The organism is [Clostridium] aerotolerans DSM 5434 (genome assembly GCF_000687555.1).
In the GTDB taxonomy this organism is placed as follows: Bacteria; Bacillota; Clostridia; order Lachnospirales; family Lachnospiraceae; genus Lacrimispora; species Lacrimispora aerotolerans.
This window is the reverse complement of sequence record NZ_JHWJ01000021.1, coordinates 1-16,024: the sequence shown is the minus strand read 5'-3', so window position 1 is coordinate 16,024 and position 16,024 is coordinate 1. Positions and strand designations below refer to the sequence as shown.

13 protein-coding genes are annotated in these 16,024 nt (G+C 44.6%); 7 read left to right on the top strand and 6 right to left on the bottom strand.

The window, feature by feature from the left end:
• Window positions 1-194: 194 nt before the first annotated feature.
• From T546_RS0120805 to T546_RS0120775, 7 genes are all read left to right on the top strand, one after another.
• Window positions 195-1,799 carry a CTP synthase gene (locus tag T546_RS0120805; protein WP_026893283.1) on the top strand — a complete coding sequence of 535 codons (1,605 nt, stop codon included), beginning with the start codon at window positions 195-197 and terminating at the stop codon, window positions 1,797-1,799.
• Between the two features lie 204 nt (window positions 1,800-2,003).
• Window positions 2,004-3,185 carry an ABC transporter substrate-binding protein gene (locus tag T546_RS0120800; protein ID WP_026893282.1) on the top strand — a complete coding sequence of 394 codons (1,182 nt, stop codon included), beginning with the start codon at window positions 2,004-2,006 and terminating at the stop codon, window positions 3,183-3,185.
• Between the two features lie 122 nt (window positions 3,186-3,307).
• A complete protein-coding gene (locus T546_RS0120795; protein ID WP_026893281.1) occupies window positions 3,308-4,189 on the top strand; it encodes a branched-chain amino acid ABC transporter permease in 882 nt (293 codons plus the stop codon).
• 10 nt (window positions 4,190-4,199) lie between these two features.
• A complete protein-coding gene (locus T546_RS0120790) occupies window positions 4,200-5,303 on the top strand; it encodes a branched-chain amino acid ABC transporter permease (RefSeq protein WP_026893280.1) in 1,104 nt (367 codons plus the stop codon).
• Entirely contained in the window at window positions 5,303-6,169 is an 867-nt protein-coding gene (locus T546_RS0120785) for an ABC transporter ATP-binding protein (protein WP_026893279.1), read from the top strand. Before T546_RS0120790 ends, T546_RS0120785 begins: the two co-directional genes overlap by 1 nt.
• On the top strand, window positions 6,156-6,866 hold the full coding sequence (locus T546_RS0120780) for an ABC transporter ATP-binding protein (RefSeq protein ID WP_026893278.1): 711 nt from the start codon (window positions 6,156-6,158) through the stop codon (window positions 6,864-6,866). The genes T546_RS0120785 and T546_RS0120780 overlap by 14 nt, the downstream gene beginning before the upstream one ends.
• Before the next feature lie 312 nt (window positions 6,867-7,178).
• Window positions 7,179-9,254 carry a M6 family metalloprotease domain-containing protein gene (locus T546_RS0120775; RefSeq protein WP_026893277.1) on the top strand — a complete coding sequence of 692 codons (2,076 nt, stop codon included), beginning with the start codon at window positions 7,179-7,181 and terminating at the stop codon, window positions 9,252-9,254.
• 128 nt (window positions 9,255-9,382) lie between these two features.
• Here T546_RS0120775 and T546_RS0120770 read toward each other — a convergent pair whose 3' ends face one another.
• The 6 genes from T546_RS0120770 to infB all read right to left on the bottom strand — a co-directional run.
• The gene (locus T546_RS0120770; RefSeq protein WP_026893276.1) at window positions 9,383-10,426 is read right to left on the bottom strand and encodes a C40 family peptidase; all 1,044 of its coding nucleotides are present in this window, start codon (window positions 10,424-10,426) and stop codon (window positions 9,383-9,385) included.
• A 57-nt stretch (window positions 10,427-10,483) separates the two neighbouring features.
• On the bottom strand, window positions 10,484-11,437 hold the full coding sequence (locus T546_RS0120765) for a bifunctional riboflavin kinase/FAD synthetase (protein ID WP_026893275.1): 954 nt from the start codon (window positions 11,435-11,437) through the stop codon (window positions 10,484-10,486).
• Window positions 11,438-11,439: 2 nt separating this feature from the next.
• Window positions 11,440-12,339: a tRNA pseudouridine(55) synthase TruB gene (truB, locus tag T546_RS0120760; protein ID WP_026893274.1), complete on the bottom strand. Its 900-nt coding sequence runs from the start codon at window positions 12,337-12,339 to the stop codon at window positions 11,440-11,442.
• A 12-nt stretch (window positions 12,340-12,351) separates the two neighbouring features.
• Window positions 12,352-13,302, bottom strand: coding sequence for a DHH family phosphoesterase (locus T546_RS0120755; RefSeq protein ID WP_026893273.1), 951 nt, complete (start codon window positions 13,300-13,302; stop codon window positions 12,352-12,354).
• Window positions 13,303-13,314: 12 nt separating this feature from the next.
• A complete protein-coding gene (gene rbfA, locus T546_RS0120750; RefSeq protein ID WP_026893272.1) occupies window positions 13,315-13,677 on the bottom strand; it encodes a 30S ribosome-binding factor RbfA in 363 nt (120 codons plus the stop codon).
• Between the two features lie 88 nt (window positions 13,678-13,765).
• Window positions 13,766-16,024 (bottom strand): translation initiation factor IF-2 (gene infB / locus T546_RS24125; RefSeq protein ID WP_034600173.1); only part of this gene is annotated, 2,259 nt, incomplete at its 5' end.

The window sequence follows — 16,024 nt, the reverse complement described above, 5'->3', positions numbered from 1 at the left end:
AAAATGAAAAACAAACGCCATAATATATAGAAGAAATTCCAACCACTTCCATATAAATATAATCCACCCAAAAAATTTCCACTTAATTATTTTAGTTTTTTATGTTTGGCTCTGGATTTTTTTTTTGAATAGGTGTATAATCGTTTTTTTGAAAACATCCCCATACCATCACCACAGAAGGAGGTTACACTGTTATGTCAGTGAAATACGTATTTGTCACCGGAGGCGTTGTGTCCGGACTTGGCAAAGGTATTACCGCAGCATCGCTTGGTCGACTGTTAAAAGCCCGGGGCTATAAAGTCACCATGCAGAAATTCGATCCTTATATTAATATTGATCCAGGTACCATGAATCCCGTTCAGCATGGAGAGGTTTTCGTGACAGAAGATGGAGTAGAAACAGATTTAGATCTTGGCCACTACGAACGTTTTATCGATGAGAGCCTGACCAAGAATTCCAACGTTACAACTGGAAAGGTTTATTGGACCGTATTGACCCGTGAACGACGGGGCGACTTCGGGGGAGGCACCGTACAGGTTATCCCTCATATTACCGACGAAATAAAAAGCCGTTTCCACCACAACCACAATTCCTCCGAAACAGAAATTGCTATCATAGAAGTAGGCGGAACAGTAGGCGACATCGAAAGCCAGCCTTTCTTAGAGGCGATCCGCCAATTCCAACATGAAGTAGGCCGCGAGAATGCAATGCTAATCCACGTGACCCTGGTTCCATATCTGAAAGTTTCCGAAGAACTAAAAACCAAACCGACCCAGGCCAGTGTAAAAGATTTACAGGGAATGGGTATCCAGCCCGACATCATCGTATGCCGTTCCGAACAGCCCCTTGATGACGGAATCCGAAGCAAAATCGCACAATTCTGTAATGTCCCCAAGACTCACGTAATCCAGAACCTGGATGTTGAGGTATTATATGAACTTCCCCTTGTTATGGAAGAAGAACATCTGGCTCAGGTCGCATGCGAATGTTTAAAGCTCCCATGTCCTACTCCTGATTTAACAGAATGGGCTGCCATGATTGATAACTGGAAGCATCCGGAAAAGGAAGTGACCATTGCATTAGTAGGCAAATACATTCAGCTCCATGACGCTTATATTTCCGTTGTCGAGGCATTAAAACACGGCGGCGTATATAACCGTGCCGACGTTACCATTAAATGGGTAGATTCTGAACTCGTTACCAACGAGAATGCAGATGAATTATTCAGCGATGTCAATGGTATTCTTGTTCCGGGAGGCTTTGGTAGCCGTGGAATCGAAGGAAAGATTTCTTCCATACAATATGCCCGCGAACATAACATTCCATTCCTTGGCATTTGCCTTGGCATGCAGATGGCCATCGTGGAATTTGCCCGTAATGTAGTCGGTTTTGCCGATGCCCATACTTCAGAGCTTGATATGGATACCACTCATCCTGTGATTCATTTAATGCCAGACCAAAATGATGTCGAGGATATTGGCGGAACTCTTCGCCTTGGTTCTTATCCTTGTGTTCTGGACAAGTCTTCCAAATCCTATGAGGTATATGGAGAAGAACTGATTCACGAACGCCACAGGCACCGTTATGAGGTAAATAACCATTACCGTGAGGAATTAACGAAGGCTGGAATGAAGCTTTCCGGTATCTCTCCAGACGGACGGATCGTTGAGATGGTAGAAATCCCGGCACACCCCTGGTTTGTCGCAACACAGGCCCATCCGGAGTTTAAGTCAAGACCAAACAGACCTCACCCGCTGTTCCGTGATTTCATCAAGGCAGCAGTTGAAAATAAAAAATAATGACACCGAACGATGGAGTTCAGGTTCTTTCTAAGAATCTGGCTCCATTTTTATTTTGCGAAAATAGGAATTTACTTTAAATTATTATTTTCTTTTAATTTTTTCTTGCACTTTTCTCATCTTCTGCTATAATAATATGCAACGTGTGTCCGCAGGGAAGACAGTTGTACTCACAGGAGATACACAATAAGGAGGATATGTTTTATGAAATTGAAAAAAGTTTTTGCTCTTACTCTTGCTGCTTGCTTAAGTGCTTCTCTCGTTGCCGGCTGCAGCAGCTCAGGTTCCTCAGGATCTTCAAACAGCGGCGAAAAGGTTGTAAAAATTGGTGTATTTGAGCCAACCACCGGAGAAAACGGCGGCGGCGGCTTCCAGGAAGTCTTAGGCGTTCGTTACGCCAACCAAACTCACCCAACCGTGAAGATCGGCGGAGAGGACTATAAAGTAGTATTAGTAGAAGTAGATAATAAATCCGATAAAACAGAAGCTGTTAATGCAGCTCAGAAGCTTGTAAGTGAGAAGGTTTCTGCAGTGATCGGAAGCTATGGTTCCGGTGTTTCCATTGCGGCCGGACAGATTTTTGCAGATGCCAAGATTCCGGCGATCGGCGCTTCCTGTACGAACCCTCAGGTTACCCAGGGAAATGACTATTACTTCCGTGTATGCTTCTTAGATCCCTTCCAGGGAACTGTTATGGCAAACTATGCCAATGACAATGGAGCAAAGAAGGCAGCCGTTATCACACAGCTTGGAGATGATTACTCTTCCGGACTTGGTTCTTTCTTTAAGACCTCCTTTACGAAGCTTGGCGGTACTGTGGTAAGTGAAGAACAGTTCCAGACAAACCAGACAGACTTTAAGGCTATCCTTACAAACATCAAGGCACAGAATCCTGACATTATCTTTGCACCTTCTTCCATTACAACGGCTCCTCTCATCATTAAGCAGGCCCGTGAGCTTGGAATCACTGCTACCATTGCTGCTGGTGATACCTGGGAGAACTCAACTGTCATTGAGAATGCAGGAACCTCCGCAGACGGAATCGTTCTTTCTACTTTCTTTGATGAAGCAGAGCCTGCCAACGACGAAGCAGCTTCCTTTATCTCTGGTTTCAAAACCTACTTAAAGGAAAACAAGCAGGATGAGATCATTCCAGCCGTATCTGCTCTTGGCTATGACGCTTACTTAAGCGCATTAAAGGCAATTGAAACCGCTGGTTCCACCGATGGTGAAAAGATTAAAGACGCTTTAAAGGGAGTATCCATTGAAGGCGTTACCGGTAATATCTCCTTTGACGAAAACGGAGATGCAAAAAAGGATATGGCATTTATTAAGACCGTTGAGAACGGAAAGTTCAAATTCCTGACAACAACTACCGTAAAATAATAACTTACATCGCAATGATGCAAACATCACCGGATGAGTGGGGACGCATTTCCTTCCCCACTCGTTCCATTTGTAACGGGTACTTTTTCCACATACTTCACAGATAGGAGGCCTTTCGCCACATGAGTCTTTCAACCTTTTTACAGCAGTGCCTGACCGGTATTTCCCTTGGCGGTGCATATGCCCTCATAGCCATTGGCTATACGCTGGTTTACGGAATCCTTCGCCTCATAAACTTCGCTCATGGCGATATTTTTATGATGGCAGGCTATTTCATGATATTTGCCATGGCAAGTTTTCCATGGTTCATTTCCATTCCTCTGGTTCTCTTCATCACCGTTGTTCTTGGCGTATCCATTGAACGGGTCGCTTACCGCCCCCTTCGCTCCGCTCCAAGAATGTCTGTTATGATATCGGCCATCGGTGTTTCCTACCTCCTGCAAAATCTTGCTACATACTTATTTACTGCCCTTCCAAAGGGATATCCTGAGCTTCCGGTCTTAAAGAAGATTTATCAGATCGGGGGGCTTTCTGCTTCCTTCGTTACCTTCTTAACACCGGTACTGACTCTCATTATTGTGTATGTTCTTATGGTCCTGATCAACAAAACAAAGATCGGTATGGCGATGCGTGCAGTGGCAAAGGATTACGATACTGCCTCTTTAATGGGAATCAAGATTAATCGGATCATTACCTTTACCTTTGCAATCGGTTCTCTTTTAGCTGCTGTCGGCTCTATCCTCTATTTTACAGACCGTATGACCGTGTTTCCATTCTCCGGCTCACTGCCGGGCTTAAAGTGCTTCGTAGCTGCGGTATTCGGAGGAATCGGCAGCATTCCAGGCGCCGTCATCGGCGGCTTTATCCTGGGAATTGGAGAAACTGCCCTGGTCGCAACCGGGTATTCCACCTTCAGCGATGCATTTACCTTTGTTCTGTTAATTGCCATTCTCCTGATCAAACCTACTGGCTTGTTCGGTGAGAAAACAACCGATAAAGTGTGAGGTGTCATTTATGAAGAAAAAAGCAATATCCAAAAACAGACTCTATACCCTGATCGCCCTTTTATTTGTCATTGGAATCCTGGGTATTTTACAGGCTAACAGTGCTCAGTACAGCTATCAGATTTCCATTCTGGAACGAAGTGCCATCTATGCGGTGGTAGCTGTTTCCATGAACCTGCTCACCGGATTTACCGGACTCTTTTCCTTGGGTCAGGCCGGATTTATGGCAATCGGTGCTTATACGGTAGCCATTCTTACAATCCCCGTAGACAACCGCGCAAGCGTTTATTATGTAGACGGTATTGCGCCAGCCATTGCAAATATCCAGTGTCCCTTCTGGCTGGCACTCATTCTGGCAGGAGTTTTTTCCGCTGCCATTGCTGCCTTAATCGGGATTCCGGTGCTTCGTTTAAAAAGTGATTATTTAGCCATTGCTACCCTTGGTTTTTCTGAGATCATTCGTGCCGTAATTTCTGCTCCACAGCTTAATAAGATTACCAATGGTTCCTACGGACTTAAAAATATCCCAGGCTTTCCAAACCTTTTTGTGGCCTTTGGCTTATGCGCCCTCTGCATCCTCCTTATGGTGCTTTTGATCAATTCCTCTTATGGCCGTGCATTTAAGGCTCTTCGTGAGGATGAGGTGGCTGCTCAGGCTATGGGACTTAACTTATTCCGTTATAAACAGCTGGCTTTTGTAATTTCCTCCTTCTTTACAGGAGTTGGCGGTGGTCTTCTTGCTATTTTCATGCGCTCCATCGATTCTAAGACCTTCTCCATTAATTTGACCTACGACATTCTTCTTATCGTAGTGCTTGGTGGAATCGGAAGCATTACAGGAAGCGTTATCGGTGCATTTTTAGTTACTGCCGGAAGAGAATGGCTTCGTTTCTTTGACAATCCTCTTACCATTGGAGGCATTGACATTCCTCTGTTCCGTTCCGGCTTTCGTATGGTCATCTTCTCCATTCTTCTTATGGCAGTGGTGCTCTTCTACCGCCGTGGAATCATGGGAAGCAATGAATTTTCATGGGAAGGCCTTGGAAGGCTGATCCGCAGCATTCCAGACAGATTAAAGAGGAAAAATAAAACACATAAGGGGGAAAACATATAATGTCAGCGGAAGCAAAAACTCCAGTCAATGTCCTCCATATGGAGGATGTTACCATGCAGTTTGGCGGCGTTGTGGCTGTCAACGGACTGACTCTTGATGTGAACCAAGGCGAAATCGTGGCACTCATCGGTCCCAACGGCGCTGGAAAAACAACTGCCTTTAACTGTGTTACCGGTATCTATGAGCCTACCTTCGGTAAGGTGGATTTTATGGGAGAGACCATTCTCTCTAATACTCCCAAGGGGAAAGCGGAGAAAACATACTTAGGTGAAGTAACTCCCAGACCCATTTCCATTATCCGAAACACACCGGATAAGATTACCCAGAAGGGAATCGCCAGAACCTTTCAGAACATTCGTTTATTTGGTCAGCTTACTGTATTCGACAATGTTCTTATTGCAAAGCATATGCGGGCCAGACAAAATGTATTTTCCGCCACTCTCCGTTTAAACCGTAAAGAGGAAGAACGGATGCGTGCAGAGGCCACCGCACTTTTGGAGGAGCAGAATCTTCTCCACTTAAAGGATGAGATTGCCTCTTCTCTCCCCTATGGTCTGCAAAGACGTCTGGAGATCGCAAGAGCTCTGGCTACCGAGCCGAAGTTTCTTCTCCTTGATGAGCCTGCGGCTGGTATGAATCCACAGGAGACTCAGGAGCTTACGGATTTTATCAAACAGATCCGGGACACCTATCATTTGACTGTTTTTATGATTGAACACCATATGGATCTGGTCATGCAGATCTCAGACCGTATCTATGTACTGGATTTTGGAAAACTGATTGCACAGGGAACACCGGAAGAAATCCAGAATAACGAACGGGTTATTGAAGCATATCTGGGGGTGAGTGACGATGCTGAAGATTGAGAATTTAAAAGTGAACTACGGGGGCATTGAAGCCGTTAAGGGCATTTCATTTGAAGTGCCGGATAAAAGCATTGTAACCCTGATCGGTGCCAACGGCGCCGGTAAAAGTACCACGCTCCGCTCCATTGTAGGCCTTGTAAAGCCTTCTGCCGGAAGCAGCATTACTCTCGATGGAGAAGAGCTCATCGGACTTGATACCACTCAGGTGGTATCCAAGGGCATTGCTCTTGTACCGGAAGGCCGTCATGTATTTCCCGATATGACCGTACTTGAAAACATTAAGATCGGGGCTTATTTAAGAAACGACAGCCTGGAAGACGATATCAACTGGGTCTACAGCCTGTTTCCAAGGTTAAAGGAACGAAGCTGGCAGCTCTCCGGAACCTTATCCGGCGGTGAGCAGCAGATGCTTGCAGTCGCAAGAGCCTTAATGAGCCACCCCAGAATCCTCATGATGGATGAACCTTCCCTTGGACTTGCACCTCTTATCGTTAAGGACTTGTTCTCCATCATTAAGGAAATCAATAAAAAGGGCGTGACCGTACTTTTAATCGAACAGAATGCCAATATGGCCCTTCACACGGCTGATATCGGATATGTACTGGAAACCGGAAGAATCACCTTATCCGGTGCCGGTAAAGAGCTTCTGGCTGATGAATCAGTGAAAGCAGCTTACCTTGGTAAAAAGAAAAACTAATGATAAGGAGCCATTGCTCCATAAGTGAATGATTGCTTATGGAACAATGGCTTCTTTTTTCTTCTCTTCTATTCGACAAAAACCCTAATTTGTTTAACTAATATTATGTTTTTTAACAACATGTTTGCAAATATAACTATATCATTAATAATTCTTAATATTCAATCCATTTTATTAACTATTGCAATATAAATTCGATAATAATTTCATGTAATAAATAAATTTAAGGAGGTGATTCCCATGTGAATTTTAAAATAGTATTTGAAAGGAAATTATGTTTATTACGAAAGAAAAAAGCAAAGGGGAAAATGAATGAGTAAAATGATTAAGCTACTCGCAACTGGATTAGCTGTAGTATCCTTGTCTTCCATGACGAACTACGCTGTTCTGGCTGCTCCTTACAACAACAAAGAGTTTGAATTAGCACAGCCTGATGGAACCAAGGTTTCCGTATCCATTACGGGAGATGAATATTATCAGCATATTGAAAGCCCGGACGGATATACGCTGATCCGTGATGATAACGGCTGGATCTGCTATGCTGAATTAAACGATGACCAGACAGACTATGTGTCCACGGGAACGGTTTACAAGACAAACGATGGTAGCACTAACTCTAATGATGAGCCTCAGCGGGGAGGCGGCGGCCTTCAAAAGCATTTAAAAATCAAGAGTGAGGCAATCAGGGAACAGGCGGATGAAGTGAGGAACAAGCTTCATGGAAATGATTTTAAAAATACGCCTAAATCAGAATACAGTTTTGAAAATTCACTGCTGGATTCCAAGGTAGCGGCATCTGGTGATGTGAAGGGACTGACGATCCTGGTTGATTTCCCAGATAAAAAAAGCGATATTTCCCAATCCGAAATAGAACGCTTCTTCAACGAAACTGGGTATAGAGGCTTTAACAACAATGGGTCTGTGAAAGATTATTATTATGATGTCTCAGGCGGCAGAGTCACCTATACCAATAATTTAATTGGATTCTATACGGCAAAGCATCCAAAAACATATTATGATGACATTTACGAGCAGACAGGCTCCTACGCAAAATCCAATGAGTTTGCAGAAGAAGTATTTCAGTGGCTCAAAAGCTCTGGATATAACCTTTCCTCTTTAACGACAGATTCTAAAGGATACTTAAAAGCTGTGAACATTCTTTATGCCGGGACTCCGGATGCAGGCTGGGCAAAGGGATTGTGGCCTCATCAAGCCTGGTATCCAAAGTCTGATTATATCAATGGAGCCAGAATCCAGAAATATGAGATGACTAACATCGGACGGGATTTGTCTCTTTATACCATCTGCCATGAAAGCGGTCATATGATATACGGATATCCGGATCTTTATGATTACGATGGTGATTCCCAGGGCACTGGTATGTACAGCTTAATGAGTACCGTGGCAAATGACAAAAATCCGGTTCCACCAGATCCATATTGCAGAAATGTGATATCACGCTGGAACCTTCCCATAAATATGAATGAATACAATGCAGGAACCAAGTTTGCTGCAGTCTCTGACGGCAATGGTAATTCCTATGCCTACAGATGGTCCGGCAATCAGTCAAACGAATATTTCCTCATTGAGAACCTCCAGAAAACCGGCAGATATGCAGACCTGCCTGATGCAGGACTGGCCATCTGGCATATTGATGAAAAAGGAAATAACTCCAGTAATCAAATGACATCAAGCAATCATTATTTAGTTTCCCTGGAACAGGCCGATGGAAATTATGATATGGAGAGAAATAGAAACGGCGGAAACAGAGGAGACTTATTCCGGAAAGGATACAAGGATTCCTTTACCAGCAACACGGCACCAAATTCCAAATGGTGGAATCAGTCAGCCTCAGGGCTTGAACTATCCCAGATCAGCAATGTGGGTTCTGAGATGACATTTGTTCAGGCCTCCAACGGTCAGAATCCTGACCCGGACCCAGATCCTGACCCACAGCAAAAGAACATCGCCGGATTAGCTGCTCCTACAGGCTCCTACGTTTCTGATTGGGAAAGCATCAGTGCTTTAAATGATGGAATTGATCCAGCTAACTCAAATGACAGAAGCGCTGCTGTTTACGGTAACTGGCCGGAGACCGGTTCTCAATGGGTACAGTATACATTTAATGAGCCCCATACCATCACAGGCAGTGATATTTATTGGTTTAAAGATGGACAGGGAATTGATGTTCCCGCATCTTACCGTATGTATTACTGGGATGGAAGTGCATGGCAGGATATAAAGAATCCAAAGGGCCTTGGAACAAAGACCAATCAATATAACACCACGACCTTTACTCCTGTCTCAACCTATGCCATTTCCATTGTTATGGAATCAAAAGGAACCAGCTCTACCGGTATCCTTGAATGGAAGGTATACGGTAACTAAAAGAAATTTATTCTAAAATGATACATGAAAAAGGAACTGTGACCACAAAGCCCTCATAAACGGCTAAATGGTTACAGTTCCTTTTCTTTTACATGTGCGGTCGTATATGGATCTTTTATTAAGTCTCACTATTGGATCACCCGGCGTATGGTAACCGGTTTCCTGTAATTCCACGAGGAAATTTTAATCCCGCTTCTTCGGTTTGCTGCATGAACGATCTGGCCTTTTCCGATATACATAGCCACATGGTCGATCTGGCTTCCGCTGGAATAGAACAACAAGTCTCCCGGCTCCATGTTGGAGGCTGGAATTGCCTCTCCCTCTGCCGCCTGTTGTCTCGAAGTTCTGTCAAGCTGTACTCCTGCCGCATGCTCCATAACATACTGGACGAAACCAGAACAGTCTGCACCGGTATTTGGATCGGTACCTCCCCACCTATAAGGCTTTCCAACGAAATTAACCGCATAATTTACAACCTGGGTACGCATGTCACTGTTTTTCTCTGCTTCCGGTATGGTGTAAGCTATGGTGGCAAATTCCGGCACATAGGCATAGGCAGTCTGGCCCTTATATTCTATCTTGGCCCAGCCATCACTTCCAGAAAGGAACCGATAGGTTTCTCCCTCATGGATTCTTCCTAAAATCTGAGCATCGGTACCTGGCTGGTTTCTGACACGAAGGGTATCGGTGTTAACACGAAGCATTAGCTTCATATCATAATAGGCGATGGCCCTTGCTTCTTTTCCTGTCGCCAGATACTGTCCATACACATAACCAGTGATCTGCCCTGATTTTATCTTATACCAGCCATTTTCCTCCGACAGCACGCTGGCTCCGGAATGGCTTCTTAATTTTCCTACGATTTCCGCATCATTCTTTGGTTCTTTTCTGATATTCAAGGAATCTTCTACGACCGCCACTCCAAGGTTACTGAATATGGTCTGAAAGGTTCCTATTCTCATTTTTTCCTGCGTAAGATCGGCCGGGTTTTCTCCTGACTTCTGTTTGGTATTTTCCTGGTATTTGTCCATATAGACATCGATACCAGCTACCGGAGTACCGGTAGTCACAGTCGTCTTGGTTCCTGCGGCCTGCACATCTGCTGTTGCAATCCATACGGCGCTGCCGCATGCGATCGCGAAGCCCAGCACTTTCCATGCTTTGTCAGTCATATGCACGTTCCTTCGCAAGTTATTCATTTTTAACCAGGCGGTGTGACCGCCTTTCCTTTACAATTGGATATTGAGTTCCGTGGAACGGCTCTTTAAATACTCCCTTCCATAGTCCCTGTCTTTTTCTATCTGCACTTTTAACTGCTCCAATCCGTCAAATTTCCGTTCTGGGCGGACGAAGTGCAATAGCTGTACTTCTATAGTCTTTCCATAAATATCCCTATTTATACCATAAATGTAAGTTTCTGCTCCTACGGGGGATCCACCTTCCACGGTGGGCTTCTTTCCGATGTTGGTGATCCCTCCATAATAACAGCCTTCTATATAGACTCTGGATACATAAACGCCGAAGGTGGGCAGATGTTTTTCTGGCTCCGGTACAATATTGGCTGTAGGAAAGCCTAACACTGGCCCTCCCAGATGATTGCCATGAACTACGTTTCCATGAATGGAGTAAGGCTCACCTAAGAGCTCATTGGCCTTTTCCATATTTCCGGCATCCAGCAGCTCTCTGATGTATGTACTGCTGATATCACGGTGATCATCCTTTTCTTTTTGAATGACAATTAATTCGTATCCATACCGGTCTTTCCACTGATTTAGGCTGTCCGCATTTCCTGCCCCAAGATAGCCAAAGGTGCAGTCCGTGCCGACTACTATGGTCTTTGCATTCATCTGACCTACCAGTATTTCCTTTACAAATTCCTCCGGGTCCATATGAGCCGTTTCCATGGTAAAGGGGTATTCTACCAGATAGTCGATGCCGATTCGCTCCAGATTATTTTTTCTCTCCAGATTCGTAGTAATGACCTGCTGCGTGCTTTCTGAATCCAGGATACTTGGTGACATGTCAAAGGTAAAAACGGCAATCTGATACCCTTTTTCCTTTTTTACTTCTGCCATTTCCCGAAGAAGCTTCTGGTGGCCCCTGTGGCGTCCGTCAAACTTTCCAAGTGTGACCACTGATGGTTCTTCGATCTGAAATTTCCTGGTTCCGGTTATATACTTCATCCTTATTTTCCTCCCAGAAATACCTTTTGGGGCTTAAGCAAGTTCTTTTCTGTGTCAGGCTCATAAACTCCAATAAAATGATTCTCACTGTCATAAACTCTCACCGGACCATGATCCGGGACGGAACCTTCCGCCTGGTGATTGTAAAATGGGTTACCATTATGAACCAGTTTATCAAACTCCTGCTTCATGATAATGGCGGGATAATCCTCAAATACCTTGTCCACGGCAAGGATACGTTCTCCTAAGGTTCCTTCGTCTCTAAACGCTTCTATCTGGGACAGAGTCAGACTCTCCTCCAGACAAAAGCCTGAGACCTGGGTACGGATTAGTGACTCCATACAGCCGCCGCAGCCCAGCTTTCTTCCAATATCATAGCAAAGGGTACGGATATAAGTTCCCTTGGAACAGGTCACTGTCATAGTGACTCTGGGAAGCTCTATCTTATCCACCCGTATGTTAAGAATTTCTACCGGTCTTGCCTTCCGTTCCACTTCTTTTCCTGCTCTGGCAAGCTCATAAAGCTTCTTGCCATCTACTTTCAGCGCGGAATACATTGGGGGAATCTGGTCATAATGACCCAGAAAGCTTAATACCGCTTCCCGGACCTCATCTTCCTCCCTGTGAACCGGGTATTCTGCCAGAACCGTCCCTGTCACATCCTGGGTATCGGTTTCTTTTCCAAGAAGTAAGACCGCTTCATATGTTTTCGTCTTATCCGTCAGCATATCACAGAGCTTGGTAGCCTTACCAAGACAGACAGGAAGAACTCCTTCTGCCATGGGATCTAACGTACCGGTATGTCCTATTTTTTTCTGCTTTAAAATACCTCTCATTTTCGCCACGACGTCATGAGAGGTAAATCCTTTTTCTTTATACACATTGATGATGCCGTCTGCCATCGTCCGTTTCTCCTAATTAAGCTGTTTTACGATCTGATCCGATAGATTGTTAATCACATCGTGAACGCTTCCTGTCATTGTACAGCCAGCAGCCTTTTTATGACCGCCTCCGCCAAAGTATACAGCGATTTTGCTCACATCAAGATCAGACGTGGAACGAAGACTTACTTTATATTCTCTGCAGGCAGTCTCATACATGAAGATGGCACATTCCACACCTTCCGTTATCCGAAGCTGGTCAATGATTCCATCCATATCACTTCCTGAGACACCGTAAAACTCCATGTCTTTCTTGCTGATCGCACTGAAGATACATTGGCTGTCATGAAAGGTTATGCTTTCCAGCAGTGCCCTTCCAAGAATTTGATTCTGTATATATGTTTTTCGGTAAAAGCTGTCATCGATGATTCTGGAAAAATTAATTCCTTTTTCCATCAGCTTTCCGGCTATTTCCATGGTCTTTCTGGATGTAGAGTCATATTTGAATACTCCGGTATCATGAATGATGCCGGTATAGATACATTCTGCCACTTCCCTGCTGATCTTAGCTTCATCAAGAAGGCCGTAAAGCACTTCACAGGTCGAGCTGGAATGTCCTTCCACAATGTTTTCACCGGCATAGCCGATGTTTGTAATGTGGTGGTCTACACAGATGCTTTTCTTTGCCGTATTTAAATACTTCACCGCTTCTCCAAGGCGAAGGGTATCGCTGCAGTCAAGACAAATGCACAGGTCATACTCCTTGTCTTTGGAAAAATCACTGACAATACGGTCAAAATGTTTTAGATAGTTAAATTTCTCCGACGGCTTCTCAAGATATACCACCGTCTCTATCTGAGGATAGTTTTCTGTTAAGTAATTATATGTTGCCAGACAGGAACCTACACAGTCCCCATCTGGTCTGACATGGCCCATAATGGCCGCATTCTTTACATCTTCAAGGATTGTATCAAGGTAACTCAAAGGTGCACCTCCTTAATCTTTGATGTCTTTTGTAACCTCTTCAATCAGTCTGGACATGTTGACGCCATACTCAATGGACTGGTCCAGAATGAATTTAATTTCAGGTGTGTTTCGAAGATTGACTCTTCTTGCCAGTTCTCTGCGGATATAGCCTTCTGCGCTCCTTAAACCTTCAATGGTCGCTTTGCCGGCTTCCTCATCTCCCAGAATACTGATATAAGCCTTACAGAATTTTAAGTCTGGAGTTACCTCAACAGCAACTACAGTTGTCATAGGGTGAATTCTAGGATCCTTGATTTCCAGACGGATAATCTGGCTTAACTCCCTCTGGACTTCCATATTGATTCTTGTATTCTTTATACTGTTTTTACGCATGTTATTCCTTTCGCTTTTCATCCACATTTTCAAAAAGACCAGCCCGCAAAAACGGGCTCATCTTTCTAAAATCCAGGTGGAGTGGTTCCTAGCGGGGAACCTCCACCATGGTATATGCTTCGATCATATCGTCTTCCTGGATATCGTTAAACTTCTCAAATACAAGACCACACTCGTAACCGGTTGCTACTTCTTTTACATCATCTTTAAATCTCTTTAAGGATGCTAACGGTCCTTCGTAAATCTTTTCTCCAGCCCTTGTAATACGAACGCTGCAGCCTCTTACGAATTTACCATCCATTACATAGGAACCTGCGATTGTACCTACACCAGATGCTTTAAAGGTCTGGCGGACAATGGCGTGACCAGTAACCTGCTCCTCAAAGATCGGATCAAGCATACCCTTCATGGCTGATTCCACATCTGCAATCGCCTGATAGATTACTTTGTAAAGTCTCATATCTACTTTTTCCCGGTCCGCAATGGATTTAGCTGTTACATCAGGTCTAACGTTAAAACCAATGATGATAGCGTTTGATGCGGAAGCCAGGGATACGTCGGACTCATTGATGGCACCAACGCCGCCATGAATCACTTTTACCATAACTTCTTCATTAGACAGCTTCACAAGACTCTGCTTTACCGCCTCTACAGATCCCTGTACATCAGCCTTAACGATGATCGGCAGTTCTTTTACAGTACCTGCTTTGATCTGGCTGAATAAATCATCCAATGATAACTTAGCTTTTGTATCTTCCAGTAATTTATTCTTACCTTCTGAAATAAATGTTTCCGCGAAGCTTCTTGCTTCTTTTTCAGTCTCAGTTCCAACCAGGACTTCTCCTGCATTTGGAACGTCATTCAGACCTAAAATCTCTACTGGAGTGGATGGGCCTGCTTCTTTTACTCTACGTCCCTTGTCATCCATCATGGCACGAACTTTTCCGTAACAGGATCCGGCTGCAACGGTATCACCAACACGTAAGGTACCTTTTTGTACCAGTACGGTAGCTACCGGGCCTTTGCCCTTATCAAGCTCTGCCTCAATAATAAGACCTCTGGCGCGGCGGTTTGGATTCGCCTTTAATTCTTTTACTTCGGAAGTAAGAAGAATCATTTCAAGAAGCTCTTTGATACCTTCCTTTGTATGAGCTGAAACCGGTACAAAGACAGTGCTTCCGCCCCAATCCTCTGAAATCAGTTCATGCTCAGATAATTCCTGCTTTGCACGATCGATGTTAGCACTTGGCTTATCGATTTTGTTGATAGCAACAATAATCTCTACGCCTGCAGCCTTTGCATGGTTAATGGCCTCTACGGTCTGAGGCATAACTCCATCATCTGCTGCAACAACAAGGATTGCGATATCTGTGGACTGAGCACCTCTCATACGCATGGCAGTAAATGCCTCATGTCCTGGTGTATCTAAAAATGTAATCTTCTGTCCGTTGACCTCAACCGTATAAGCACCGATGTGCTGTGTGATACCGCCTGCCTCTCTGGAGGTTACGCTGGTCTGACGGATTGCATCAAGAAGGGAAGTTTTACCGTGATCAACATGGCCCATAACACAAACAACCGGTGGTCTGGTAACCATATCTTTCTCATCTTCTTCTTCCTCTTTTAACAGTTCCTCGATCACATCTACTTTCACTTCTTTTTCGCAGAGTACATCATATTCCATCGCGATCTCTTCTGCCTGTTCAAAGTCGATTTCTGTATTTAAAGTGACGATTTTACCCTGTAAAAACAGCTTCTTTACGATGGCTGATGGCGTAAGCTTCATGCTTTCTGCCAGTTCTTTAATGGTCAGTCTCTCTGGAATTATGATGGTCTTTACTTCTTCGACCTTCGCTTCTCTGTGTGTTGGTGGCAGGATTGGAGCTTTGCCCTTACCGCCTTTTACTGCGCCTTTGTTTACGCTGTCATCATCTTTGTCTCTTTTATCAAATCTGTCATTCTTATAGTTATTCTTTGTTGCACGGTTGCTGGTTGGCTTTGCCTGGATTGGAGTATCAAAGGATCCTGTCTTAGCTCCGGCATCTCTTCCATTTCTTCCGCCTGGACCTCCTTGTGGTCTTCCATCACGATTTCCCTGGTAGCCGCCCTGGCCCTGTGGTCTTCCATCACGGTTTCCCTGATAGCCGCCGCCCTGTGGTCTTCCATCACGATTTCCCTGATAGCCGCCCTGGCCCTGTGGTCTGTTTCCCTGGTAACCGCCCTGACCCTGTGGTCTATTTCCCTGGTAACCACCCTGGCCCTGTGGTCTATTTCCCTGGTAGCCGCCCTGGCCCTGTGGTCTTCCGTCACGGTTTCCCTGGTAGCCGCCCTGGCCCTGTGGTCTTCC